Below are 24,823 nucleotides of genomic sequence, written 5' to 3'. Positions count from 1 at the left end.
GGGGTCAGTAGTTGGACAGGCGGCGCGGGCCGAGGTCGTTACGGGCCGGGGGCGGCGAGAGGCGGACGCTCGCCCCGAGGACGGAGAGCCCCTGGGGGGCGACCACGACCGGTTCCAGGGCGATGGAGACCACTTCGGGGTGGTCGTCGACCAGCCGGGACACCCGCAGCAGCAGTTCCTCCAGCGCGGCGGTGTCCACCGGGGCCGAGCCGCGCCAGCCGAAGAGGACGGGGGCGGCCCTGATGGAGCGGATCAGCTCGGCGGCGTCGCGGTCGGTGGCCGGGACCAGGCGGTGGGCGGTGTCGCCGAGGAGTTCGGAGGGCGCGCCCGCCAGGCCGAAGGAGAGGACGGCGCCCGCGGCCGGGTCGATGGTGGCCCGCACGACGGTGTCGACGCCGCGCGGGGCCATGGCCTGGACGACGGGCCGCAGCTCCGCGGGCTTGCCGAGCAGTTCGGTCAGATCGCTGTACGCGCGGCGCAGCGCGGCCTCGCTGTCGAGGTCGAGACGTACGCCGCCGAGGTCGGCCCGGTGGCGCAGATGGGGCGCGGTGGTCTTCAGCGCCACCGGGTAGCCGAGCAGGGCGGCGGCGGCCACCGCCTCCTCGGGTCCGGGGGCCGACAGCGTGGGGCGTACGGCGATGCCGTAGCAGGCGAGCAGTTCGCGGGCCTCGTCATGGCCCAGCGGCCGGCCGCGCGGGTCGGGGTCCTGGCCGAGCAGGGCGTCGATGCGGGCGGCGGCGCCCTGCGCGTCGATGGTGTCGTCGAGGAAGTCGGGCACCTTGCCGGGCACCGCGGCCTGGCGTCGCCACTGGGCGTACCGCACGGCTTCGGCGAGGGCCCGGACGGCGCGCTCGGCGGCGGGGTAGGCGGGGATGCGGCCGGCGGGGCGGGTCGCGTCGGGCGCCTCGGGGGCGGTGTCGTCCGTGGCGGGCGGCGGTGCGGGGGCCTGCTGCGCCGCGGTGAAGGGCCGAGCGGCCGGGCGCCGCTGGGCCACGGTGCTGGTGGCGGCGGCCAGGGCCTCCGCGAGGCCGCCGATCTCCACATGGACCACGGCGACCGGCTTGGCGGGTCCGGTGGCGGCCGCCGCGTGCAGGGCGGTGGCCAGGACCTCGCCGTCGCCCGACTCCGCCTCGCCGTCCTCGCCGACCCAGGGGATGGCCGTCACGATCACGGCGTCGCAGTCCCCGTCGGCCAGCGCCCCGGCCAGCGCGTCCCTGAAGTCCTGCGGGGTGGCGGAGGTGGTGAGGTCGACGGGCGGGCGCGGGCGGAGGCCCTCGGCCAGGCAGACGTCGTAGGTGAGCAGGCCGAGGGACTCGGAGTTGCCGAGGATCGCGACGCGTCCGCCCGCCGGGAGCGGCTGGTCGGCGAGGAGCAGGCCCGCGTCGACCATCTCGGTGACCGTGTCGACGCGGATCACGCCCGCCTGCCGCATCAGCGCGGAGACCGTCGCGTCGGGGATGCGGCTGACGGGGACGGCGTGGCCGGGCGGGGTGGAACCGCTGTGCCGGGCGCCCTTGACCACGACGACCGGCTTCACGGCGGCGGTGCGGCGGGCGAGGCGGGTGAACTTGCGGGGGTTGCCGAGCGACTCCAGGTAGAGCAGGGCGACGTCGGTGTCCGGGTCGTCGTACCAGTACTGGAGGAAGTCGTTGCCGGAGATGTCGGCGCGGTTGCCGGCCGAGATGAAGGTGGAGAGGCCCGCGCCGCGCCGGTAGAGGCCGGAGAGCAGGGCGATGCCGATCGCGCCGGACTGGGTGAAGAGGCCGATGCGCCCGGAGGCGGGCCGTTCCGGGGCGAGGGAGGCGTTGAGCCGGACCGCCTCGGCGTTGTTGATGATGCCGAAGGCGTTGGGTCCGATGATCCGCATGCCGTACGAACGGGCCTGGCGCACCAGTTCGCGCTGGCGCTCGCGGCCTTCGGCGCCCCACTCGGCGTACCCGGCGGAGAGCACCACCAGGCCCTGGACGCCGTGTTCGCCGCAGTCCGCGACGGCTTCCGGGACCCGGTCGGCCGGTACGGCGACGACGGCGAGGTCGACGGGTTCGCCGATCTCGCCCAGGGAGCGGTGGGCGGGTACCCCGTCGATCGTGGACCGGTCGGCGGCGAAGGCGCTGTTCACGGCGTAGGCGCGGCCGGTGAAGCCCGCGCCGAGCAGGTTGCGCAGGACGGTGCGGCCGACGCCGCCGGGGTTGCGGCCGGCCCCGATGACCGCGACGGAGCCGGGGGCGAGCAGGCGCTGCACGGAGCGGGCCTCGGCACGCTGTTCCCGGGCGCGCTGGACGGCCAGGGACTCGGCGGTGGGTTCGAGGTCCAGGGTGAGGTGGACGGAACCGTCCTCGAAGCTGCGCTGCTGGGTGTAGCCGGCGTCCCGGAACACCTTGATCATTTTGGTGTTGGCGGGCAGCACCTCGGCGGCGAAGCGGCGGATGCCGCGCTCGCGGGCGACGGCCGCGATGTGTTCGAGCAGGGTCGAGGCCACGCCCCGGCCCTGGTGGGCGTCCTGGACGAGGAAGGCGACCTCGGCCTCGTCGGCGGGGGCGGAGGCGGGCCGGCCGGTCGCGTCGATCCGGTCGTAGCGGACGGTGGCGATGAACTCGCCGCCCACCGTGACGGCGAGGCCCACCCTGTCGACGTAGTCGTGATGGGTGAAGCGGTGGACGTCCTTGGCGGAGAGCCGGGGGTAGGGCGCGAAGAAGCGGTAGTACTTCGACTCGTCGGAAACCTGCTCGTAGAAGCTGACCAGGCGTTCGGCGTCGTCCGTGGTGATGGGCCTGATCCGCGCGGTGCCGCCGTCGCGGAGCACCACGTCCGCCTCCCAGTGATCGGGGTAGGCGTGATGCGGACTCTGCTCCGGAGAGGGCTGCATGGGCCAAGCCTACGGCGGTCCCACCGGTCGCGGGGGGCTCGGGGCCGGGGCACTCTGGGTGTCCGGACGACGGTACGGTGCGGGGCGCGGGAGGGCCCGCGGGTCGACCCGGAGCATCGCGCACCACATGAGAGACTGGTCTAGACAACCATTGAATCGTGAAGGGCAGAACCATGGCTGAGCGCCGCGTCAACGTCGGTTGGGCCGAGGGCCTGCACGCCCGCCCCGCTTCCATCTTCGTCCGTGCCGCTACGGCTTCCGGCGTTCCCGTCACCATCGCCAAGGCGGACGGCAACCCGGTGAACGCGGCCTCCATGCTCGCGGTGCTCGGGCTCGGGGCGCAGGGCGGCGAGGAGATCGTCCTCGCGTCCGACGCGGACAACGCCGAGGCCGCTCTGGACCGTCTGGCCAAGCTGGTCGCCGAGGGGCTCGAGGAGCTTCCGGAGACCGTCTGAGTCCGCGCGGCCACGATCGCCGGAATTCTCACGGGAAAGCCGCGGCCCCCCTCACGGGGTGTCGCGGCTTTTTCGTGCGCGCACGCGTACGGGTAATGCGGTGACGGCGCGCACAGAATAATCGGGCGGCCTCTTTTTACGTGTTTTTACATACGCCTTTCTTTCTTTGTACGTGCCCTTTGTTAATTCCGGCCGCTCGCGGTGTTCACGGCACGTTGCGAGGTCCTCACACGGGTGGCGCGGGGGACGGTGGCCGGCCGCGCGGGGTGGCGCAGCCGGTGCGTGGCGCCCGCCCGTTCGGCGAGCTGCGCGGCCAGGGCCCTCGCCCGCTCCGCGTCGCCGCGCGCCACGGCGTCCACGAGCGCGCCGTGCTCGGCCCAGGCGTCGGCCGGGCGGGCCGGCTGGTCGACCGCGTACATCCAGGCGATCTTGTGCCGCAGCTGGGTGAGCAGGGCGATGAGGCCGGGGCTGCCGGATGCCTGGGCGAGCGTCTCGTGGAACCAGCCGCCGAGGGAGCGCAGGTCCTCGCCCTCGCCCCGGCGGGCGCGCTCCTGGCCGAGTCTGACCAGGCCGCGCAGCACCTTGAGGTGGGCGTCGGTGCGGCGCAGGGCGGCACGGGCCGCGCCGAGCGGTTCCAGCAGCATGCGGACCTCCAGGAGGTCGGCGGCCTCCTGCTCGGACGGCTCGGCGACGCAGGCTCCGGCGTGTCTGCGGGTGACCACGAAGCCCTCGGACTCCAGGGTGCGCAGCGCTTCCCGTACGGGGACGCGGGAAACCCCGTAACGCCGCGCGAGCACCTCCTCGGTGAGCCGGCCGCCGCGTTCGAAGACACCGGAGACGATGTCGTCACGGATTGCCGTGCATACCGAATGCGCTGGAACACGCATGTCCGAACCTCCGCCTCAATCCCCGCGAACAGCGGCCGATCGACACCTCTGCCGCGACTCTATTGCAATGCGCCCACATTTCCGATGCCGGGCGGGAATTCATGAATATCTTTTGGTCACGGGCGGGTCCGGGCACGGCGAAGGCCCCGGCACGGTGCCGGGGCCTTCGCCGTGGAGTCGGGCGGGCGGTCAGACGGTGACGCCGTGGGCGCGCAGGTAGGCGACCGGGTCCATGTCGGAGCCGTACGAGGGGGTGGTGCGGGCCTCGAAGTGGAGGTGCGGGCCGGTGGAGTTCCCGGTGGAGCCGGAGAGCCCGATCCGCTGCCCGGCACCGACGCTCTGGCCGACGGCGACGCCGATCGAGGAGAGGTGGCCGTACTGGGTGTACGTGCCGTCCGTCATCCGGAGCACGATGTTGTTGCCGTACGCCCCGCCCCAGCCGGCCTCGACGACCGTACCGGCGCCGACGGCGACGACGGAGCTGCCGGAGGCGGCGTGGAAGTCGATGCCGGAGTGGCTGCCGGAGGACCACAGCGAGCCGCTGGACTTGTAGCCGGTGGTCACGTAGGAGCCGGCGACGGGGAGCTGGTAGGACGTGCCCGGGGTGGCGCGGGCGGAGGAGCGGGCCGCGCGGGACGTGCTCTCGCGCGCCTCCTCGGCACGGGCGGCCGCCTCGGCCTTCGCCTTGGCCCTGGCGGCCTTCTCCGCGGCCTTCTTCTTCGCCTCGGCCTTCTTCTTCGCCTCGGCCTTCTTCTTCGCCTCCGCCTCGGCGGCGGCCTTCTTCTGGGCGACGTCGGCCTGGTGCTGCTGCGCGGCGGCCTGTGCGTCGATCCGGTCGGCGAGGGTGTTCTCGATGGACATGATCTGGGCGAGACCGGTCTCGTCGGCGGCGGGGGCCGGGGAGGCCCCGGCGGCGAGAGCCGGGGAGGCCAGGGAGCCGATGACGCCGGTGGCGGCGAGCGTCGCGACGCCGACGGCCTTGGCGCCGGTACGCGTCAGACGGCCCGGGGCACGGTGCTTCCCGGTGGCACGGGTGAACGCCATGGGGTGGCTGGTCCTTTCCTTCCTTCTCGCCTACCGGGTTAGCTGACGGGTTCGGAGCAGGAAGGTCTCCTACGGATGCCCCGGCCTCGCGGGAGGCGGAAGCGTCCGATTCACCCCAGGGACTGCGTGGGTCCCCGGCTCCCCTGGCTCGCGCCTGACGGGGACTCGGCGATGACTGCCCGGTACGCCGCGGATGCGGCATACGAGTGGCGGACAGCCGGGCCGACGCTAGGCGGCCGCGCTTCCCGTCACCAAACGGACGGGAGGTTTTGTAGCGCATCCCACAGGGTTGATTCATTACCTATGAGACAAAGAGTCATGAATCAGACATAAAAGGAGGCTCCGGCGGCAACGACACGCCGGAGCCTCTCCGTTGCCCGCGCGGCGGGCGGAGTGTGAGCGGTCAGCCGCTGACGACCGTCACCTCTCCGATCCCGAGGGCCCTGACCGGCTCCTCGATGCGCGAGGCGTCACCGACCAGGACCGTGACCAGCCGGTCCACCGGGAAGGCGCTGACCACGGCCGCGGTCGCCTCGACGGTGCCGGTCTCGGCGAGGCGGGCGTACAGCGTCGCCTGGTAGTCGTCCGGAAGGTGCTGTTCCACCTGGTCGGCGAGGGTGCTCGCGACGGAGGCCGCCGTCTCGAACTTCAGCGGGGCGACGCCCACGAGGTTCTGCACGGCGGTCTCGCGCTCGGCGTCCGTCAGACCCTCGGCGGCCAGCGTCCGCAGGACCTTCCAGAGGTCGTCCAGCGCCGGTCCGGTGGACTCGGTGTCCACGGAGCCGCTGATGGCGAGCATCGCCGCGCCCGTCGCGCCCGAGGCGGAGTCCACCGCGCCGGAGCGCAGCACCTGGGCGAAGGCCCGTACGCCGTAGGTGTAGCCCTTCTCCTCGCGCAGCACCCGGTCGAGCCGGGAGGTGAGCGTGCCGCCCAGGCAGTACGTGCCGAGCACCTGGGCGGGCCACACGCTGTCGTGGCGGTCGGCGCCGATGCGGCCGATGAGCAGTTGCGTCTGCACCGCGCCGGGGCGGTCCACGATCACCACCCGGCCAGTGTCATCGGCCGTGATCGGCGGGAAGGGGCGGGCCCGGCCGGCGTTCCCCGACCAGTCGCCGAGGGTGTCGGCGAGCAGCGCGTCCAGATCGATGCCGGTCAGGTCGCCGACCACGACGGCGGTCGCGGTGGACGGGCGGATGTGCGCGTCGTAGAAGGCGCGCACGGCCGCGGCGTCGATCCGCGCCACGGTCTCCTCGGTGCCCAGACGGGGCCGCGACATGCGGGCCGAGGCCGGGAAGAGCTCCTTGGAGAGCTGCTTGGCCGCGCGGCGGGCCGGATTCGCCTGCTCGTGCGGGATCTCGTCCAGGCGGTTGCGCACGAGGCGCTCGACCTCGCTGTCGCTGAACGCCGGCGCCCGCAGCGCCTCGGCGACCAGCCCGAGCGCCTTGGCCAGCCGGGAGGCCGGGACCTCCAGGGAGACCCGGACACCGGGATGGTCGGCGTGGGCGTCGAGCGTGGCGCCGCACCGCTCCAGCTCGGCGGCGAACTCCTCGGCGCTCTGCTTGTCGGTGCCCTCGGACAGGGCGCGCGACATGATCGTGGCCACGCCGTCCAGGCCCTCGGGCTCGGTGTCCAGCGGGGCGTCGAGGAAGATCTCGACGGCGACGACCTGCTGGCCGGGGCGGTGGCAGCGCAGCACGGTGAGCCCGTTGGGCAGGGAGCCGCGCTCGGGGGCGGGGAAGGCCCAGGGGCGGGCCGCGCCGGGGGCGGGCCGGGGGTGGTACTGCATCGAAACTTCAGTCGCGGCAGCGTCGGTCACTGGTCCGCCCCTTCGTGCGCGTCGGTGTCGGTGGCGGCGGCCTCCGCCTCTTCGGCGGTCTCGGGCTCGACCGGTTCGTAGACCAGCACCGCCCGGTTGTCGGGGCGCAGCTGGGCGCGGGCGGCCGCCTTGACCTCGTCCGCCGTGACGTCGAGCACCCGGTTGACCGCGGTCAGCGCGAGCTGCGGGTCGCCGAACAGCACGGCGTAGCGGCACAGTTCGTCGGCGCGGCCCGCGACCGTGCCGAGCCGGTCCAGCCACTCGCGCTCCAACTGGGCCTGGGCGCGTTCCATTTCCTCGGGTGTGGGGCCTTCCTCGGCGAACCGGGCCAGCTCCTCGTCGACCGCGGACTCGATCCCGGCCACCTCCACACCGCCGGACGTCTTGACGTCCAGCCAGCCCAGCGAGGGCGCGCCCGCGAGCCGGAGCAGCCCGAATCCGGCGGCCACGGCCGTACGGTCACGCCGGACCAGGCGGTTGTGCAGCCGGGAGGACTCGCCGCCGCCCAGCACGGTCAGCGCGAGATCCGCGGCGTCGCACTCGCGGGTGCCGTCGTGGGGCAGCCGGTAGGCGGCCATCAGGGCGCGCGCCGGAACCTCCTCGCGGACCTCCTCGCGCAGCTGGCCGCCCATGATCGGGGGCAGCGCGCCGTCGCGCGGCGGCTGCTTGCCGTCGTGGGACGGGATGGAGCCGAAGTACTTCTCGATCCAGGCGAGGGTCTGCTCGGAGTCGATGTCACCGACGACGGACAGCACCGCGTTGTTCGGCGCGTAGTACGTACGGAAGAACGTGCGCGCGTCCTCCAGGGTCGCCGCGTCCAGGTCGGCCATCGAGCCGATCGGGGTGTGGTGGTACGGGTGGCCCTCGGGGTAGGCGAGAGCCGTGAGCCGCTCGAACGCGGTGCCGTACGGGACGTTGTCGTAGCGCTGGCGGCGCTCGTTCTTGACGACGTCGCGCTGGTTCTCCATGGACTCGTCGTCGAGCGCGGCGAGCAGCGAGCCCATCCGGTCGGCTTCGAGCCACAGGGCCAGCTCCAGCTGGTGCGTGGGCATCGTCTCGAAGTAGTTGGTCCGCTCGAAGCTGGTGGTCCCGTTGAGCGAGCCGCCGGCGCCCTGCACCAGCTCGAAGTGCCCGTTCCCCTTGACCTGGCCGGACCCCTGGAACATCAGGTGCTCGAAGAGGTGCGCGAGACCGGTGCGCCCCTTGACCTCGTGGCGCGAGCCGACGTCGTACCAGAGGCACACCGCCGCGACCGGGGTCAGATGGTCCTCGGAGAGCACCACGCGCAGGCCGTTGGCCAGACGGTGCTCGGTCGCTGTCAAGCCGCCGGAGCCGGCCTGGGCTGTGGCCGTGTGACCCATGGGCATGTACGTCCCTTCGATCGCGCTACTGGTTGTCGATGTGGATGAAGATGTGGGTGAAGATGTGGGTGAAGCCGCTTCGCGAGCTGGTTCCGCGAGGTTGATTCGAGACACAGCCACTGTATGCAAGCGAACAGAAACCTGGCGAAGTTCCCCTCACGGTGAAAGTTCACGAGAAGGTGCGGACGGGCGGTCTCCGGCCCCCTCGGAACGTACGGAGAACACCCTTTGGGACGGGTCGAGGTCAGGGTTGTCAGTGGCGCGGTCCACAATGGTGCGCGTCAGAACCTGAGGGAACCTGAGGTTGCCCGCACAGAATCCGTGAAGGAGTCGCAGCAGCGATGGCCCGCCGCAGCACGAAGACCCCGCCGCCGGTCGACTTCGAGGAGAAGATCCTCGACATCGACGTCGTCGACGAAATGCAGGGCTCCTTCCTCGAGTACGCGTACTCGGTGATCTACTCACGGGCCCTGCCGGACGCCCGTGACGGCATGAAGCCGGTGCACCGCCGCATCGTCTACCAGATGAACGAGATGGGCCTGCGCCCGGACCGCGGCTTCGTGAAGTGCGCCCGGGTGGTCGGCGAAGTCATGGGCAAGCTGCACCCGCACGGCGACGCGTCGATCTACGACGCGCTGGTGCGGATGGCCCAGCCGTTCTCGATGCGCCTCCCCCTGGTCGACGGCCACGGCAACTTCGGCTCGCTGGGCAACGACGACCCGCCGGCCGCCATGCGGTACACCGAGTGCCGGATGGCCGACGCGACCTCGCTGATGACGGAGTCGATCGACGAGGAGACGGTCGCCTTCCAGTCGAACTACGACGGTCAGGAGCAGGAGCCGGTCGTCCTCCCGGCCGCCTACCCCAACCTCCTGGTCAACGGCACGACCGGGATCGCGGTCGGCATGGCGACCAACATGCCGCCGCACAACCTGGGCGAGGTCATCGCCGCGGCCCGGCACCTGATCAAGCATCCGGGCGCGGACCTGGAGACCCTGATGCGGTTCGTCCCGGGCCCCGACCTGCCGACCGGCGGGCGCATCGTGGGCCTCGGCGGCATCAAGGACGCGTACGCCAGGGGCCGCGGCACGTTCAAGATCCGCGCGACGGCCGTCGTGGAGAACGTCACGCCGCGCCGCAAGGGCCTGGTCGTCACCGAACTGCCCTTCACCGTCGGTCCGGAGAAGGTGATCTCCAAGATCAAGGACCTGGTCTCGGCGAAGAAGCTCCAGGGCATCGCCGACGTCAAGGACCTCACCGACCGCTCGCACGGCCTGCGCCTGGTCATCGAGATCAAGAACGGCTTCGTGCCGGAGGCGGTGCTGGAGCAGCTCTACAAGCTGACGCCGATGGAGGAGTCCTTCGGTATCAACAACGTGGCCCTGGTCGACGGCCAGCCGCTCACGCTGGGCCTCAAGGAGCTGCTGGAGGTCTATCTCGACCACCGCTTCGAGGTGGTGCGCCGGCGCAGCGAGTTCCGCCGGACCAAGCGCCGCAACCGTCTGCACCTGGTCGAGGGTCTGCTGGTCGCCCTGGTCGACATCGACGAGGTCATCCGGCTCATCCGGTCGAGCGACAATTCGGCGCAGGCGAAGGAGCGGCTCATCGAGCGCTTCGCGCTGAGCGAGATCCAGACGCAGTACATCCTGGACACACCGCTGCGCAGGCTGACCCGGTTCGACCGGATCGAGCTGGAGAGCGAGCAGGACCGGCTGAACGCCGAGATCGCCGAGCTGACGTCGATCCTCGATTCGGACACCGAGCTGCGCAAGCTGGTCTCCTCGGAACTGGCCGCGGTCGCCAAGAAGTTCGGCACCGCCCGGCGCACGGTGCTGCTGGAGTCGGCCGGCGCGCAGGTCGCTTCGGTGCCGCTGGAGGTGGCGGACGACCCGTGCCGGGTGCTGCTGTCCTCGACCGGTCTGCTGGCGCGTACGGCCAACGACGACCCGATCGTCTTCGCCGAGGGTGCCAAGCGGTCCAAGCACGACGTGATCGTCTCCGCGGTGCCGGCGACGGCACGCGGTGACATCGGCCTGGTGACGTCCGGCGGGCGGCTGCTGCGGCTGCCGGTGATCGATCTGCCGCAGCTGCCGGACACGCACGCGGCGCCCAGTCTGTCGGGCGGCGCGATGATCGGGGAGTTCCTGACGCTGGAGGCGGACGAGGAGATCGTCTGTCTCACCACGCTCGACGAGGAGTCACCCGGCCTGGCCATCGGCACGTTGCAGGGCGTCGTGAAGCGCGTGGTGCCGGACTATCCGGCCAACAAGGACGAGCTGGAGGTCATCACCCTCAAGGACGGTGACCGGATCGTCGGCGCGGCCGAGCTGCGGACCGGTGAGGAGGACCTCGTCTTCATCACCTCGGACGCGCAGCTGCTGCGCTACCCGGCCGCGCAGGTACGTCCCCAGGGCCGGCCGGCCGGCGGTATGGCGGGCGTCAAGCTGGCGGCGGGTGCGCGGGTGCTCTCGTTCGCCGCGGTGGACCCGGCGGCGGACGGCGCGGTGTTCACGGTCGCGGGTTCGCACGGCACGCTGGACGACTCGGTGCTGACATGCAAGCTGACCCCGTTCGACCAGTATCCGCGCAAGGGCCGGGCGACCGGTGGGGTGCGCTGCCAGCGGTTCCTGAAGGGCGAGGACGTGCTGGTGTTCGCCTGGGCGGGGACGACTCCGGCCAGGGCGGCGCAGAAGAACGGCGCCCCGGCCTCGCTGCCCGAGCCCGATCCGCGGCGCGACGGTTCGGGGACGCCGCTGCCGAGCCCGGTCGCGGTGATCGCCGGCCCGGTGTAGGCCGCCGGCCCGGCGGGCGAGGCGTCCTACGCGGCGTCGTCGCCGGGCTGTTGCACGTACCGCAGGACGCCCCACATGGCTCGCTCGTGTGCGGCGTCCTGCGGCGTTTCCGGGCCAGGTGTTCCCACGCCGGGCGCTCCCGGGCCGGTGCCGGGGCCGCCCGGCTCCTCCGTCGTGCGGCAGCTCTCCAGTTCCTTGCGCAGGGCCGGCGCGTCGATGCCGGAGCCGATCAGGACGAGATGGGTCCGCTTCGGCTCGCCGCGCGTCCAGGGCCTGGGGGTGAAGCGCAGGAACCTGCCTACGGCGTGCACCCCGTAGGCGTTGTCCGGGTCGCCCGCGCCGAAGCCGACGTAGCCCTTGATCCGGTACAGGCCTTCGGGCCGTGAGTCGAGGAAGCCCATCAGCCGGCGGGGGTCCATCGGCGCGTCGGAGGCGAAGTCGACGCTCTCGTACGCCGTGTGCAGATGGTCGCCGTGGCCGTCCTCCTCGGCGCGCTCCTCCAGGTACAGGTCCTCGAAGGTGAGCTGGCGCGCCTTCTCGTCCCCGTCCGGGCGCAGCGCCGCGTCGAGGAGCAGTTCCGGGTCGATCCGCCCGTAGGTGGCGGGGACGACCGCCGCGGTGCTGCCGCTGTCGGTGACGGCCTGCCGGATGCGGGCGCACTCCGCGTCCCCGGCCCGGTCCGTCTTGTTCAGCACGACGAGGTCGGCCACCGCGAGATGGCGGTCGATCTCCGGGTGGCGCTGCCGGGTGGCCTCGAACTCCGCGGCGTCGACCACCTCGACCAGTCCCCCGTACACGATGTGCGGGTTGTCGCTGGCGAGGATCATCCGGACGAGTTCCTGCGGCTCCGCGAGCCCGCTCGCCTCGATGACGATGACGTCGAGCCGGGCGGCGGGCCGGGTGAGGGTCTCCAGATACGTGTCCAGTTCGCTCGCGTCGACCGCGCAGCACAGGCAGCCACCGCCCAGCGAGACGGTCGAGCCGACCTGTCCGGAGACGGTCATGGCGTCGATCTCGATGGCCCCGAAGTCGTTGACGACGACGCCGATCCGGTTCCCCGCGCGGTGCCGCAGGAGGTGGTTGAGCAGCGTCGTCTTGCCGGATCCCAGGAATCCCGCGAGGACGACGACCGGGATCTGTGGGCTGCGGGGCGACGACGGGCTCAACGGGGACCTTCCTGCGGGGTCAGACTGCCGGGACCGGCTGCGGCGGGGGCGGGCCGACGTAGCGGGCCGCCGGGCGGATGATCTTCGAGTCCTCCGCCTGCTCCAGGATATTGGCGCTCCAGCCCACGACCCGCGCCGCGCAGAAGGTCGGGGTGAACATCTCGCGCGGCAGCCCGCACAGCTCCATGACCACTCCGGCGTAGAACTCCACGTTGGTGTGCAGTTCGCGCCCCGGCTTGAGTTCGGCGAGGATCGCCTCGACCTGGCGTTCCACCTCGACGGCGAAGTCCACCAGCGTCCCGCCGAAGCCCTGGGCGATGGACCGCAGCATGCGGGAGCGGGGGTCCTCGGTACGGTAGACCGGGTGGCCGAAGCCCATGATCCGGTCGCCTGCGAGCACCCGCTCGCGGATCCAGCCGTCGATGCGGTCGGGGGTGCCGATCGCGTCCAGGGTGTCGAGGGCGCGGCTGGGCGCACCGCCGTGCAGCGGGCCGGAGAGTGCCCCGACGGCGGCGACCAAGCAGGCGGCGATGTCCGCTCCGGTCGAGGCGACGACCCGTCCGGTGAAGGTCGACGCGTTGAATCCGTGGTCGACGGTGGCGATCAGATACTGCTCGACGGCCCTGACCCGGGCCGCGTCCGGCACGGAACCGGTCAGCATGTAGAGGTAGTTGGCCGCGTGCGGCAGGTCGGCGCGCGGTTCCACGGGGTCGAGTCCCTGGCCGAGGCGGTGCAGGGCGGCCAGCACGGTGGGGACTGCGGCGCAGGCGGCCAGGGCGTCGGCGCGACGCCGGGGCGCGTCGATGTCGTACACCGGCCGGAAGCCGGCCGATGCCCCGAGCAGGGAGAGCGCCGTGCGCAGCCCGGACAGCGGGCCCGACACCGCGCTCGCGCGGGCTATGGCCGGCAGGGCGTCGCGTACCGCGTCGGGCAGGACGCGCAGGGCGGCCGTACGGGCGGCGAAGTCGGCGCGGGCCGCCGGAGCGGGCAGCTCGCCCTCGGTCATGAGGTACCAGACGTCCTCGAAACTGCGGGTCCGCGCCAGTTCGACCGCCGAGTACTGGCGGTAGTGGTAGAAGCCCTCGCGGCCCCGGACGTCCCCGAGGGCCGTATCGGTCACGACGACACCCGCGAGACCTCGGGGGACGTCGAGCGGTGTTCCGCCGGTCGTGGTCGTCATTGCTTCCTCCGTGGGCAGTCCGGTGACTCCTTGATATTGATTCGACTGTCCATGAATGACTGCAAATCTGTCAACATTGATTGAATCAATACAGATCCATGGATTCGATGACGGCACGGGGATACGGTGACGGCATGACGGACCAATCAGGGGCGGACGAGGCACGGCCGGGCACGGCGGGCGAGCGGCTCACCACGCGGGAAACGGCCGAGCGCCTCGGCGTGAAGCCCGAGACGGTGTACGCCTATGTCAGCCGCCGCCAGCTGAACAGCAGCCGTGAGCCGGGCGGGCGCGGCAGCACGTTCGACGCGGCGGAGGTCGACGCGCTGGCGCGGCGGACGGGACGCAGGGAGCCGCCCTCCCCCGCCGGTGAGCCCTCCGTCCGTACCGGTATCACCCTCATCACCGGTGAGCGGTACTACTTCCGGGGGGTGGACGCGGCGGAGCTGGCCACGCGCCATTCGTACGAGGAGGTCGCCGAGTGGCTGTGGACCGGTGAGCTGCGGCCGGGCGTGCGTTTCACCGCTCCGGCGCAGACCGTGTCCGCCGCCCGCCGGGCGGTCGGCGCGCTGCCGGAGCACTGCGGGTCAACGGACCGGCTACGGGTGGCGGTCGTGGCCGCCGCTGCCGCCGACCCGCTGCGTTTCGACCTGTCGCGCGCGGCGGTGCTCGGGGGTGCGCGAAGCCTGATCCCCGCGCTGGTCGCGGCGTTGCCGACGGTGGGCCGGGAGCGGGCGGACGGCAGCGGCAGCGGGGAAGCCCCGGACGGCTTGGCCCGTCAACTGTGGCCGAAACTCACCGCACGTGAGCCCGACGAGGCGTCACTGGCCGTCCTGGACACCGCGCTCGGCCTCCTGATCGACCACGATCTGGCCGCCTCCACGCTGGCGGCGAGGGTCGCCGCCTCCGCGCGCGCTCATCCGTACGCGGTGGTCTCGGCGGGTCTCGGCGTGCTGGAAGGCCCCCTGCACGGCGCGGCCGGCGGGCTGGCGCACCGCATGCTGGCGGAGGTTCTGGAGCGCGGCGGCGCGGCCCCGGTGGTCGCGGACCATCTGCGGGCCGGCCGCCAGGTGCCCGGACTCGGCCATCGGCTGTACACCGGCGAGGACCCCCGCGCGCAGACCCTGTTCGGCCTGCTGGCACACATCCCCCGGGCGGCTCCGGCCCTGGCCGCCGCCCGTGACGTGGTCGCGACCACCGCACGGGACGCGACCCTGTACGCCAACGTCGACCTGGCCCTGGCCGTTCTCTCGGTCGCCTCGGACATGCCCGCGGAGGCGGGAGAGACCGTGTTCGCGATCTCCCGTACGGCGGGCTGGATCGCGCATGCACTGGAGGAGTACGGGGAACGCCCGCTGCGGATGCGTCCCAGCGGGCACTACACGGGACCCCGGCCGCCCCAGCCGCTCCCCGTACCGGATGGGGTACTCACGCAATAGACGGCACCGTTGACGCAAAATTGCGACGGTCAGCGGGAAGCACCGCGCGGAGGCTGGGCCGTGGAGCCTCGAACAACGAGTTCCGGTTCGAAGAGCAGCTCGTCCGAGGGCACCGCACGCCCGCCGATCTGCACGGAGAGCAGCTCGACCGCGGCCCGGCCCATGGCCTCGATCGGCTGGCGGACGGTGGTGAGCGGCGGCTCGGTGCAGTTCATGAAGGCCGAGTCGTCGTACCCCACGACGGACACGTCGTCCGGCACCGAGAGGCCCCGCCGCCGGGCCGCGCGGACGGCTCCCAGGGCGAGCGGGTCGCTGGCGCAGATGAATCCGGTGACACCGTCGTCCAGCAGCCGCGTGGCGGCGGCCTGCCCGCCCTCCAGCGAGAACATGGCCCGGGTCACCCACGCGTCCGGGATGCTCGTGCCGGACTCCTCGGCGAGCACGCGGGCGGCGGCCAGCTTGCGCTGCGAGGGCATGTGGTCCGAGGGGCCGAGCACCAGCCCGATGCGCTCGTGGCCCAGCGAGACCAGGTGGCGCCAGGCCTGCTCGACGGCCACGGAGTCGTCGCAGGAGACGCAGGGGAAGCCGAGGTGGGCGATGGCCGCGTTGATCAGGACGACGGGGATCTTGCGGTCGGCCAGCACCTTGTAGTGGTCGTGCGGGGCGTCGGCCTGGGCGTAGAGGCCACCGGCGAAGACCACGCCCGAGACCTGCTGCTGCAGGAGCAGTTCGACGTAGTCCGCCTCGGAGACCCCGCCCTTGGTCTGGGTGCACAGGACGGGGGTGAGGCCCTGCTGCGCGAGCGCGCCGCCGACCACCTCGGCGAATGCGGGGAAGATCGGGTTCTGCAGTTCGGGCAGGACGAGGCCCACCAGCCGGGCCCGTTCGCCGCGCAACTGGGTCGGCCGTTCGTAGCCGAGGACATCGAGCGCGGACAGAACAGCCTGCCGCGTGGCGTCGGAAACGCCCGGCTTGCCGTTGAGCACCCGGCTGACCGTGGCCTCGCTGACTCCAACCTTCTGTGCCACCTGAGCAAGTCGTCGCGTCATACACGCAAGATTAGCGCAAGAAACGCAAACAGATTGCGTGGGGTAGGAAACAAGGCGATTTCCGGAAGCGCGGAAGCGCCCGAACCGCTTCTCCGGCCACTCCTACGCATGAGCATCGGCGCCCTGCTTCAAACCTGCCCGGCTGCCACCACCCCTACGCGCGTCACCGTACTAGCCACCGGCCGCCTCGGGCATCCCTCGGGCAAGCGGCTCCCCGCTGTCGGGACACGAACAGTTTCGAGGGCATCGACGACCGGCCCGCGCTCCGCACGGCTCACACCGCGCCGGCCCCCGTCATCGCGCGCACCTCGATCTCCGCGTGCTTGGCCGCGTCTGGCGGTTCGCCGGCGGTGACGGTGCCGATCCAGCCGGCGAGGAAGCCCAGCGGGATGGAGACCAGGCCGGGGTTCTCCAGGGGGAAGACCTGGAAGTCGGCGCCGGGGAAGAGCGAGGCGGGGCTGCCGGAAACGACCGGGGACAGCAGGACGAGCAGGATGGCGGGAATCAGGCCGCCGTAGACCGACCAGACCGCGCCGCGCGTGGTGAAGTTCCGCCAGAACAACGAGTAGAGCAGCACCGGGAGGTTGGCCGAGGCGGCGACCGCGAAGGCCAGGCCCACCAGGAACGCCACGTTGAGGTCCTGCGCCAGCAGGCCCAGCCCGATGGCGGCCACTCCGATGCCGGCCGCCGCCACCCGGGCCACGGCCACCTCGCTGTGCTGCTTGCCGCCGGGCCGCTTGAGCGAGGCGTACAGATCGTGGGCGACGGACGCGGACGAGGCGAGGGTGATGCCGGCGACGACCGCGAGGATGGTCGCGAAGGCGACGGCGGCGACCACGGCGAACAGGATCGTCCCGCCGGTGGAGCCCTCGCCCCCGCCGAGCACCATGGCCAGCAGCGGAACGGCCGTGTTCCCGGCGGGGTTCGACTCCCGTACGTCGGCCGTGCCGACCAGCGCCGCCGCGCCGAACCCCAGCACGATCGTCATCAGGTAGAAGCTCCCGATGAGGCCGATGGACCAGACGACCGACCGCCTGGCCGCGCGGGCGGTGGGCACGGTGTAGAAGCGGGACAGGATGTGCGGCAGCCCCGCCGTGCCCAGTACCAGGGCAAGACCGAGGCTGATGAAGTCGATACGCGCCGTCCAGCTCCCCCCGTACCGCAGGCCGGGCGAGAGGAAGTCCTTGCCGTAGCCGCTGTGGCCGGCGGCGGAGTGGAGCAACTCGTTGATGTTTCCGTGGAAGTGGACCAGGACGAGCACGGTCAGCGTGACGGTGCCGGCCATCAGCAGGACGGCCTTGACGATCTGGATCCAGGTGGTGGCGCGCATCCCGCCGAGCGAGACGTACACCACCATGAGCGCCCCGACGCCGATGACGGTCCAGGACCGGGCCGCCCCGCTCGTCCCGCCGAGGAGCAGGGCCACCAGACTGCCCGCGCCGACCATCTGCGCCACCAGGTAGAGCACGGAGACGGTGACGGAGGACGTCCCCGCCGCGATGCGGACCGGGCGCTCCGCCATCCGGGCCGCCACCACGTCGGCGAGGGTGAACCGCCCGCAGTTGCGCACGAGTTCCGCCACGAGCAGCAGGACGACCAGCCAGGCGACCAGGAAGCCGACCGAGTAGAGCATGCCGTCGTAGCCGAAGAGCGCGATCAGACCGGAGATGCCCAGGAAGGAGGCTGCCGACATGTAGTCGCCCGCGATGGCGAAACCGTTCTCCATCGGGGAGAACAGCCGGCCACCGGCGTAGAACTCCTCGGCCGATCCGTGCCTGTTGCGGCTCACCCAGGTCGTGATGGCGAGAGTGACCGCGATGAAGACGCTGAACAGCAGCAGCGCCAGTGTCTGATGGTGGCCGCTCACCGCCCGGCCCCCCGCGTCATCTCCTGGGTCTCCCAGCGCAGGTCGAGCGCGGCCCGGTCCCGGCGCAACCGCGCGTGCCGTGCGTACGCCCCCGTGAGCAGGAACGTCGTCAGGAACTGACCGAGCCCGGCGACCATCGCCACATTGACCGCCCCGGCCACCGGCCTCGCCATCAGCCCCGGCGCGGTGACCGCGGTGACGACATAGGCGAGGTACCAGACGAGGAAGGCGACGGTGGCGGGGACGACGAAGCGCCGGTAGCGGCGGCGCACCTCCTGGAAGGCCTCGCTGCGCTGCACCTCCAGATAGATGTCCGCCGCGCTGTGGCCGTCCCTCGGTGCGGCCGGCCCAGGCACCCGGGCGGGCGCGAGACCGCCCGCGCCGTCCAGCTCCTCCCATCCGGAGGCCGACGCGTCGTCCCACGGGTCATCGAGCCGCATCGCTGCGGACTCGCGCCCTGCTCTCTTGTCCACCGAACAACTCCCCTTGTCCACGGACCACTTCGGCCGCGTATCCAAGAATGGGCAGATCGGAAAGATCCCGAGCGCTTCATTCGCCGGACTTCACCTCTTCAGGTGAAGCTTCTCCCGGGCGGACGTACAAGTCGCCGAACGTACGCATAGCGCACCGCCTGGGCCCGGTCGCGGAGCCCCGCCTTGGCGAAGAGGTTGTTGATGTGGCTCTTCACCGTGGCCTGCGAGATGTGGAGGCTGCGGGCGATGTCCGCGTTGGACATCCCTTCGGCGATCAGCACCAGCACCTCGGCCTCACGGGGCGTCATCCCGTCCGGCAGCTTCGGCTCACCGTGGCCGTCCGGCGGAGGCGGCCCCTCGGTGAGCTGTTCCAGCAGGCGGGCCTGCACCGTGGGCGAGAACCCGGCCTCCCCGGAGAGCACGGCCTGGACAGCCCGCACGATCTCGTCGCCCCCCGCGTCCTTCGTGAGGTATCCCCGCGCCCCCGCCCTGAGGGCCGGAAAGAGGGAGTCGTCGTCCTCGAACGTCGTGAGCACCACGACCTGGGTGCCGGGGAACTGCTCCCTGATGCGCCGTGTCGCCTCCACCCCGTCGCAGCGGGGCATCCGCAGGTCCATGAGGACCACGTCCGGCGCGTGCTCGGCCACCTGGGCGACCGCTTCCTCCCCGTCCTTCGCCGAACCGACCACCTCGATGCCCGGCAGCAGGCCGAGCAGCATCACGATTCCCTCCCGGACCACCGCCTGATCGTCGGCAACCACCACCCGCGCCGTCACGCGGGCACCCGCAGACTCACCACGAACCCCTCCTCGCCCGGACCGGCCTCCAACGTGCCGCCCAGCAGTTCCGCGCGCTCACGCATCCCGAGCAGACCGTAGCCGGAACCGCTGCCGGCCAGTTCGCCTCCAGGACCCCGCCCTCCCGAGTCCTTGACTTCCAGAACGACGCCGTCGGACTGGTACTCCAGCCGTATCAGCACCCTGGCCCCCGGCGCGTGTTTCCGGACGTTGGTCAGCGCCTCCTGTGCCACGCGCCGGACCGCCTGCGACGCCTGGGCGGTCAGCGCCCGCCGCTCCCCCTCCACCCTGACCTCGGCCGGCTCGGCCGTCACCAGCTGCCTCAGGAAGTCCTCCACCGGTGACACCTCTCCCCGCAGCGCGGAGAGTGCCTGGCGTGTCTCCGCGAGGCCCTCGCGGGCCATCGAGCGGGCGGCGACCACCCGCTGGAGGACCTGGTCCCGGAACTCCCCCGCGGGCTCCCTCTCGATCAGCAGCCGCGCCGCCTCCAGGTGCACCAGCTGGGCGGAGAGGCTGTGCGCGAGCACGTCGTGGATCTCCCTGGCGATCCTGGAACGCTCGTCCAGCGCCGCCGTCTCGGCCTCCGCCACGCGGGCCGCCCGCTCCTGGGCCAGCAGCCGCTGCGCGTTGCCGCGCGCCTCGGCGTCCAGGCGCAGGACGTACCCCGCGAGGCAGAGCCCCGCCGTGGTCACCGCCGTGGTCACCCAGTCGCTGGTGTCCACCACCGCGTAGGCGCCGAGGGCCACGGCTGTGGCCGGGACGCCCGCCGAGAGCGGCAGCCGCTCCAGCGCGGTGACAGCGCAGCCACACCAGAGCACCGCCGCGGGGACGGACGCCCCCGCCTGCCCTGCCCCGAACGCGGCCAGCATCAGCAGCCCCAGCAGACCGAGCGACGGCCAGAGGCGGTTCTCCAGGCTGGTCCGGAAGAAGGCGATGGCGAGCAGGGCGCAGACCAGCACGCCGGCCAGACCGACCACGATCTCCCAGGGGCCGAACAGCCCGCCGGTGAAGGTCCCCCACAGCATCAGGGTGAGCAGGGCCGCCCGCACGGACCAGGCGATCCCGGTCCGCGCACGGGTGCGGAATTCCCTGGCGAGAGCCTCTCTCGACGGCCAGCTCGTCCAGGCGGAGGAGGTCACACGTGTTCCTTCCCTGCCGGCCGGACGGGGGCGCCGGCGGCGAGGCCACCGTACGACGCCGGTATCGCAGCGGCCCGCCACGCCAGAAGCCCGCCGCGCACCATCAGGGTCGCCGCGAGAGCCGCCATCAGGGCGGGGCTGCCCTGATGGACCCCCAGCACCGCGGCAACCCCGTAGAGAGCCGCCCGCAGCGCCAGTCCTCCGGTCCAGACGAGGACGGTGGCCTTGGTGCCCCTGCTCCACAGCGAGCCGTCCTCGGCCCGCCAGACGCGGGACGTCCATGCCCATGCGGCGCCCGTGAGCAGCCCCACGGCCAGCTCCGCTCCCAGGACGGCGACCGAGGCCATGCGGTGGTGCGGGTCGATAAGTCCGGGCTCACGCACGGCCATGACGAGCAGCACGGCGGGCAGCACCCACCAGCGCCGGTCGCCGGAGATCCGCTGCGCGGAGCACTGACGGACCACGACGAGGGCGATGACCGCGACGATCACCAGGACATTGACGAGCCCGGACATGGGCGCCTCCGAGATGCGAGAAGTTCTGCACCTCCGACGCTACGGAAAGGTCCCGGCCGGCAGATCGGCTCCAGGGTGGATCATGGGTGGAGCCTTCGTCTCCACCCACGGGTGGAGACGAAGGCTCCGGCTCAGACGTCGATGCGCGAGCGGTCCAGCGTGGCCGCGGAGCTGGTGATGAACTCCTTGCGAGGTGCCACCTCGTTGCCCATCAGCAGGTCGAAGACCTTCTCGGAGGACTCCAGGTCGCCGATGTTGATGCGCCGCAGCGTGCGGTGGCGCGGGTCCATCGTCGTCTCCGCCAGCTGGTCGGCGTCCATCTCGCCCAGCCCCTTGTAGCGCTGGATGGAGTCCTTGTACCGGATGTTCTTGCGCTGGAGCTCCAGCAGGCGCTGCCGCAGCTCGTTGTCCGAGTACGTGTAGATGTACTTGTCCTGGCCCTTCTTCGGCTGGACCAGCTCGATCCGGTGGAGCGGGGGCACCGCGGCGAAGACCCGGCCCGCCTCGACCATCGGCCGCATGTACCGCTGGAAGAGCGTCAGCAGCAGGATGCGGATGTGGGCGCCGTCGACATCGGCGTCGACCAGCAGGACGATCTTTCCGTACCGGGCGGCGTCGATGTCGAAGGTCCGCCCGGAGCCGGCTCCTATGACCTGGATGATCGCTCCGCACTCGGCGTTCTTCAGCATGTCGGAAACCGACGCCTTCTGAACGTTGAGAATCTTGCCGCGGATCGGCAGCAGTGCCTGGAATTCGCTGTTCCGGGCGAGCTTCGCCGTGCCGAGCGCGGAGTCGCCCTCCACGATGAACAGCTCGCTGCGCTCCACGTCGTCACTGCGGCAGTCGGCGAGCTTCGCCGGCAGCGAGGACGACTCCAGTGCCGTCTTGCGACGCTGGGCGTCCTTGTGCTGGCGGGCCGCGATCCGGGTGCGGGCAGCCGCCACCGCCTTGTCCAGGACAGCCCTGGCCTGGGCCTTCGCGTCCCGCTTGGTGGAGGTGAGGAAGGCCTTGAGCTCCTTGGCCACGACGTTGGCGACGATCCGGTTGGCCGCCGAGGTGCCGAGCACCTCCTTCGTCTGCCCCTCGAACTGCGGTTCCGCCAGGCGGACGGTCACGACCGCGGTGAGGCCCTCCAGCGCGTCGTCCTTGACGATGTCGTCCTCGGCCACGCGCAGCAGCTTCGCGGAGCGGAGCACCTCGTTGACCGTCTTGGTCACGGAGCGCTCGAATCCGCTCACGTGCGTGCCGCCCTTGGGGGTGGCGATGATGTTGACGAAGGACTTCAGGTTGGTCTCGTAGCCGGTGCCCCAGCGCATCGCGATGTCGACGGCCAGTTCCCGGGTGACCTCGGTCGCCGTCATGTGTCCGCGGTCGTCCAGGACGGGGACGGTCTCCTTGAAGGTGCCCTGCCCGGTCAGCCGCAGGACGTCGCAGACGGCCTTGTCCTGGGCGAGGTACTCGCAGAATTCGCTGATGCCTCCGTCGAAGCGGAAGGTCTCCTCGGTCTTGCCCGCTCCGTCCAGGCCCCGCTCGTCGCGCACGACGATGGTGAGACCGGGAACGAGGAAGGCCGTCTGGCGGGCCCGCTGGTGGAGCGTGTCGAGATTGAGCTTGGCGTCCTTGAGGAAGATCTGCCGGTCGGCCCAGTACCGCACCCTCGTGCCGGTACGTGCCTTCGGGACGCGCTTGCCCTTGAGCAGCCCGTTGGACGGGTCGAACGGGCTGTCCGGCCCCTGCTCGGTGAAGATGCCGGGGACGCCCCGCCGGAAGCTGATCGAATGGGTCGCGCTGTTGCGGTCGACCTCGACGTCCAGCCGGGCGGACAGGGCGTTGACCACGGAGGCGCCGACGCCGTGCAGACCGCCGGACGCGGCGTAGGAACCGCCGCCGAACTTACCCCCGGCGTGCAGCTTGGTCATCACGACCTCGACGCCCGAGAGCCCTGTCTTGGGCTCGACGTCGACCGGGATGCCCCGGCCGTTGTCACGGACCTCGACGGAGTTGTCGTCGTGGAGGATGACCTCGATGTGGTCGCAGTATCCGCCGAGGGCCTCGTCGACGGAGTTGTCGATGATTTCCCAGAGGCAGTGCATCAGGCCGCGGCTGTCGGTGGACCCGATGTACATGCCAGGGCGTTTACGAACCGCTTCGAGCCCCTCAAGTACGAGCAGGTGCCGCGCGGTGTAGTTGGAACCGTCTCGGTCTGCTCCGGTCAGCAGCGCAGTGGACGGCACGGACGTATCGGCGGTCACGCGGTTCGCTCCTCGCTGAATTTCATTTGGGGCCCAGTGGGTCACGGGCTCGGCTTCGGTTGCCGCTGTGAGGGTACCGAGGCCTGGTAGAGCGGGTGAAACGCCACCCAGGGAGAACCCCCAGACTAAACCAGGCTCGCATACACGTTCGATCCCTCCTTGGAGTGACGTGCACATCACGTTCCCTTCCAGGCATGAACCATTTAGGCTCCGGGCACGTCCTCAAGAACAACCGGCAAGCCAGCCGGCCCGGACCGACCAAACCCAGCAACGCGAAACCGTAGCGCCACGCAATACGGCACATTCGCCGCGAACCGGCAACAGACAGCCATCCCGAGAAGAAGTTTCGAAGAAAAGCCACGAGCGGGAACGTTTTCGGCCTGGTTGGATGTTGACCCTGGTACGACAGCTCGTCGAGCTAGAGAAGAGGCGACGTGACTACTGTTCTGACCCCCGCGAGCCCGCTGACCGCAGCAGACCGCTGTGACCGTTGCGGCGCCCAGGCCTACCTGCGCGTCGTGCTCATCAGTGGCGGTGAACTGCTCTTCTGCGCCCACCACGGTCGCAAGTTCGAGCCGGAACTCAAGAAGATCGCCGCGGAAATACAGGATGAGACGGACCGACTGACGGCCGTGCAGGCCCAAGCCGCCGAAGAGGAACAACACTGACACCTCGCATCCACGACGAGCCAGGGGCCGGTCCCGGGACCGGCCGACGGGCGGCTTCCCATGTGAGGGAAGCCGCCCGTTCTCGTACCTGTGGTGCCTGGGCCGGTCAGTCGGCGGCCGTCATCCAGCCGATGGCGGCCGAGATCCGCGTGTAGACGCCGGGGCTCCCGGCGCGGCCGCAGCCGTTCCCCCAGGAAACCAGCCCGACAAGCCGACCCTGGGCCACCAGAGGGCCTCCGCTGTCGCCCTGGCAGGCGTCGTACCCGCCCTCGGGTTCGCCGGCGCAGAGCATGGACGAGGCGTCGTACGCGCCGGTCCTGCCGCCCGGGTAGGCCTGTTCGCAGGAGCTGTCGGGCATGATGCTCACCCCGGCGGACCTGAGTGACGACGCGTAGTCGCCGTACCCGGTCGTGTCACCCCAGCCGTAGACGGTCGCAGCGGTACCCGCCCGGTACGCGGAGTCACCGCTCTCGGCCATGGGGATCGTGTCCTGCTCGGGCAGCGCCTCGGAGAGGGTCAGCACCGCGACGTCCCCGCCGTTGGTCGCGGCGTCGAACCCCGGGTTGACCCACGTCCCGCTCACCGGGATCTCCTTGCCGCCCGTGCCGTTGAGCTCGTCGCGGCCGGAAATGATCCGCAGGTCACTCACCTGGCCCACATCGGTGCCCAGCGCCTCCCGGCTCAGGCAGTGCGCGGCCGTGAGCACCTTCTTCGGTTCCACCACGACACCGCCGCAGAACTGACCGGCCCGGGTACCCCCGAACCGGTCACGGCTGGAGAGAGCCACCACCCACGGGCTGTCCGCGACGTGCGCGGGCGTGCCCCCGATGATGATGCTGTCCGCAACCGCTGTGGCGGGGGACACCAGCGGTATCACGGCCGTGGCGGCGGCAAGGGCGAGCGCCCCGGTCATGGTGCGGACGACGGTGCGGGACATGCGTACTCCTGACTCTGTGATGGACGATGCCTACCCAGAGTCATTCCGTCGACCCCTACGCGCATCCGCGCGCCCCGCGAGGAAGCGAAGAACACGAACGTACGAGCGAGGGCCCGGCTC

The 24,823-nt window shown here is 71.4% G+C and carries 19 protein-coding genes and 1 riboswitch; of the genes, 4 read left to right on the top strand and 15 right to left on the bottom strand.

Annotation, left to right across the window (positions count from 1 at the left end):
- Positions 1-4 precede the first annotated feature (4 nt).
- Positions 5-2,866 (bottom strand): bifunctional acetate--CoA ligase family protein/GNAT family N-acetyltransferase, encoded by a 2,862-nt coding sequence (locus tag P8A18_RS26255; RefSeq protein WP_306058252.1) that lies wholly within the window; start codon positions 2,864-2,866, stop codon positions 5-7.
- Positions 2,867-3,039: 173 nt separating this feature from the next.
- Here P8A18_RS26255 and P8A18_RS26250 point away from each other — a divergent pair, with 173 nt between their 5' ends.
- The gene (locus P8A18_RS26250) at positions 3,040-3,321 is read left to right on the top strand and encodes an HPr family phosphocarrier protein (RefSeq protein WP_018105371.1); all 282 of its coding nucleotides are present in this window, start codon (positions 3,040-3,042) and stop codon (positions 3,319-3,321) included.
- 182 nt (positions 3,322-3,503) lie between these two features.
- Here P8A18_RS26250 and P8A18_RS26245 read toward each other — a convergent pair whose 3' ends face one another.
- From P8A18_RS26245 to P8A18_RS26230, 4 genes are all read right to left on the bottom strand, one after another.
- Positions 3,504-4,208 carry a GntR family transcriptional regulator gene (locus tag P8A18_RS26245; protein WP_306058248.1) on the bottom strand — a complete coding sequence of 235 codons (705 nt, stop codon included), beginning with the start codon at positions 4,206-4,208 and terminating at the stop codon, positions 3,504-3,506.
- Between the two features lie 189 nt (positions 4,209-4,397).
- Positions 4,398-5,252 carry a M23 family metallopeptidase gene (locus P8A18_RS26240; RefSeq protein ID WP_306058246.1) on the bottom strand — a complete coding sequence of 285 codons (855 nt, stop codon included), beginning with the start codon at positions 5,250-5,252 and terminating at the stop codon, positions 4,398-4,400.
- Between the two features lie 13 nt (positions 5,253-5,265).
- Positions 5,266-5,433, bottom strand: a riboswitch (cyclic di-AMP (ydaO/yuaA leader).
- Between the two features lie 222 nt (positions 5,434-5,655).
- Positions 5,656-7,038: a M16 family metallopeptidase gene (locus P8A18_RS26235; RefSeq protein WP_306061157.1), complete on the bottom strand. Its 1,383-nt coding sequence runs from the start codon at positions 7,036-7,038 to the stop codon at positions 5,656-5,658.
- 26 nt (positions 7,039-7,064) lie between these two features.
- Positions 7,065-8,435 carry a M16 family metallopeptidase gene (locus tag P8A18_RS26230; protein ID WP_306058244.1) on the bottom strand — a complete coding sequence of 457 codons (1,371 nt, stop codon included), beginning with the start codon at positions 8,433-8,435 and terminating at the stop codon, positions 7,065-7,067.
- Positions 8,436-8,770: 335 nt separating this feature from the next.
- On the opposite strand from P8A18_RS26230, the gene P8A18_RS26225 reads away from it, so the two are divergent.
- A complete protein-coding gene (locus tag P8A18_RS26225) occupies positions 8,771-11,221 on the top strand; it encodes a DNA gyrase/topoisomerase IV subunit A (RefSeq protein ID WP_306058242.1) in 2,451 nt (816 codons plus the stop codon).
- 26 nt (positions 11,222-11,247) lie between these two features.
- Here the strand turns inward: P8A18_RS26225 and P8A18_RS26220 are convergent, their stop codons facing one another.
- Both P8A18_RS26220 and P8A18_RS26215 read right to left on the bottom strand, forming a co-directional pair.
- Entirely contained in the window at positions 11,248-12,387 is a 1,140-nt protein-coding gene (locus P8A18_RS26220; RefSeq protein WP_306058240.1) for a CobW family GTP-binding protein, read from the bottom strand.
- A gap of 19 nt (positions 12,388-12,406) precedes the next feature.
- Positions 12,407-13,567 carry a citrate synthase/methylcitrate synthase gene (locus P8A18_RS26215; RefSeq protein ID WP_306058238.1) on the bottom strand — a complete coding sequence of 387 codons (1,161 nt, stop codon included), beginning with the start codon at positions 13,565-13,567 and terminating at the stop codon, positions 12,407-12,409.
- Between the two features lie 134 nt (positions 13,568-13,701).
- Between P8A18_RS26215 and P8A18_RS26210 the strand changes: the two genes are divergently transcribed.
- Positions 13,702-15,006: a citrate synthase gene (locus tag P8A18_RS26210; protein ID WP_306058236.1), complete on the top strand. Its 1,305-nt coding sequence runs from the start codon at positions 13,702-13,704 to the stop codon at positions 15,004-15,006.
- A gap of 29 nt (positions 15,007-15,035) precedes the next feature.
- Here P8A18_RS26210 and P8A18_RS26205 read toward each other — a convergent pair whose 3' ends face one another.
- The 7 genes from P8A18_RS26205 to P8A18_RS26175 all read right to left on the bottom strand — a co-directional run bounded on the left by P8A18_RS26205 (position 15,036) and on the right by P8A18_RS26175 (position 23,098).
- Entirely contained in the window at positions 15,036-16,055 is a 1,020-nt protein-coding gene (locus P8A18_RS26205; protein WP_306058235.1) for a LacI family DNA-binding transcriptional regulator, read from the bottom strand.
- 274 nt (positions 16,056-16,329) lie between these two features.
- Positions 16,330-17,922, bottom strand: a complete 1,593-nt coding sequence (locus tag P8A18_RS26200; RefSeq protein ID WP_306058233.1) for a monocarboxylic acid transporter — start codon at positions 17,920-17,922, stop codon at positions 16,330-16,332.
- Positions 17,919-18,362 (bottom strand): DUF485 domain-containing protein, encoded by a 444-nt coding sequence (locus tag P8A18_RS26195; RefSeq protein WP_306061155.1) that lies wholly within the window; start codon positions 18,360-18,362, stop codon positions 17,919-17,921. The genes P8A18_RS26200 and P8A18_RS26195 overlap by 4 nt, the downstream gene beginning before the upstream one ends.
- A 131-nt stretch (positions 18,363-18,493) precedes the next feature.
- A complete protein-coding gene (locus P8A18_RS26190; protein ID WP_306058232.1) occupies positions 18,494-19,171 on the bottom strand; it encodes a response regulator in 678 nt (225 codons plus the stop codon).
- Positions 19,168-20,331 (bottom strand): sensor histidine kinase, encoded by a 1,164-nt coding sequence (locus tag P8A18_RS26185; RefSeq protein WP_306058230.1) that lies wholly within the window; start codon positions 20,329-20,331, stop codon positions 19,168-19,170. Before P8A18_RS26185 ends, P8A18_RS26190 begins: the two co-directional genes overlap by 4 nt.
- Entirely contained in the window at positions 20,328-20,846 is a 519-nt protein-coding gene (locus P8A18_RS26180; protein ID WP_306058228.1) for a CcdC protein domain-containing protein, read from the bottom strand. The genes P8A18_RS26185 and P8A18_RS26180 overlap by 4 nt, the downstream gene beginning before the upstream one ends.
- A 131-nt stretch (positions 20,847-20,977) precedes the next feature.
- Positions 20,978-23,098: a DNA gyrase/topoisomerase IV subunit B gene (locus tag P8A18_RS26175; RefSeq protein ID WP_306058226.1), complete on the bottom strand. Its 2,121-nt coding sequence runs from the start codon at positions 23,096-23,098 to the stop codon at positions 20,978-20,980.
- Positions 23,099-23,532: 434 nt separating this feature from the next.
- Between P8A18_RS26175 and P8A18_RS26170 the strand changes: the two genes are divergently transcribed.
- On the top strand, positions 23,533-23,766 hold the full coding sequence (locus tag P8A18_RS26170; protein WP_024489001.1) for a DUF7455 domain-containing protein: 234 nt from the start codon (positions 23,533-23,535) through the stop codon (positions 23,764-23,766).
- Positions 23,767-23,872: 106 nt separating this feature from the next.
- Here P8A18_RS26170 and P8A18_RS26165 read toward each other — a convergent pair whose 3' ends face one another.
- On the bottom strand, positions 23,873-24,703 hold the full coding sequence (locus tag P8A18_RS26165; RefSeq protein ID WP_306058220.1) for a S1 family peptidase: 831 nt from the start codon (positions 24,701-24,703) through the stop codon (positions 23,873-23,875).
- Between the last annotated feature and the right edge of the window lie 120 nt (positions 24,704-24,823).

It is taken from the genome of Streptomyces sp. Mut1, from assembly GCF_030719295.1.
Lineage (GTDB): Bacteria > Actinomycetota > Actinomycetes > Streptomycetales > Streptomycetaceae > Streptomyces > Streptomyces castrisilvae.
The sequence above is the reverse complement of the archived record's forward strand: the minus strand, read 5'-3'. Positions and strand labels throughout refer to the sequence as shown.

Coding starts and splice junctions, on each gene's coding strand:
- P8A18_RS26255 (WP_306058252.1), bottom strand. CDS start 2,866: ATGCAGCCCTCTCCGGAGCAGAGTCCGCATCACGCCTACCCCGATCAC.
- P8A18_RS26250 (WP_018105371.1), top strand. CDS start 3,040: ATGGCTGAGCGCCGCGTCAACGTCGGTTGGGCCGAGGGCCTGCACGCC.
- P8A18_RS26245 (WP_306058248.1), bottom strand. CDS start 4,208: ATGCGTGTTCCAGCGCATTCGGTATGCACGGCAATCCGTGACGACATC.
- P8A18_RS26240 (WP_306058246.1), bottom strand. CDS start 5,252: ATGGCGTTCACCCGTGCCACCGGGAAGCACCGTGCCCCGGGCCGTCTG.
- P8A18_RS26235 (WP_306061157.1), bottom strand. CDS start 7,038: ATGCAGTACCACCCCCGGCCCGCCCCCGGCGCGGCCCGCCCCTGGGCC.
- P8A18_RS26230 (WP_306058244.1), bottom strand. CDS start 8,435: ATGCCCATGGGTCACACGGCCACAGCCCAGGCCGGCTCCGGCGGCTTG.
- P8A18_RS26225 (WP_306058242.1), top strand. CDS start 8,771: ATGGCCCGCCGCAGCACGAAGACCCCGCCGCCGGTCGACTTCGAGGAG.
- P8A18_RS26215 (WP_306058238.1), bottom strand. CDS start 13,567: ATGACGACCACGACCGGCGGAACACCGCTCGACGTCCCCCGAGGTCTC.
- P8A18_RS26210 (WP_306058236.1), top strand. CDS start 13,702: ATGACGGACCAATCAGGGGCGGACGAGGCACGGCCGGGCACGGCGGGC.
- P8A18_RS26205 (WP_306058235.1), bottom strand. CDS start 16,055: ATGACGCGACGACTTGCTCAGGTGGCACAGAAGGTTGGAGTCAGCGAG.
- P8A18_RS26195 (WP_306061155.1), bottom strand. CDS start 18,362: ATGCGGCTCGATGACCCGTGGGACGACGCGTCGGCCTCCGGATGGGAG.
- P8A18_RS26180 (WP_306058228.1), bottom strand. CDS start 20,846: ATGTCCGGGCTCGTCAATGTCCTGGTGATCGTCGCGGTCATCGCCCTC.
- P8A18_RS26165 (WP_306058220.1), bottom strand. CDS start 24,703: ATGTCCCGCACCGTCGTCCGCACCATGACCGGGGCGCTCGCCCTTGCC.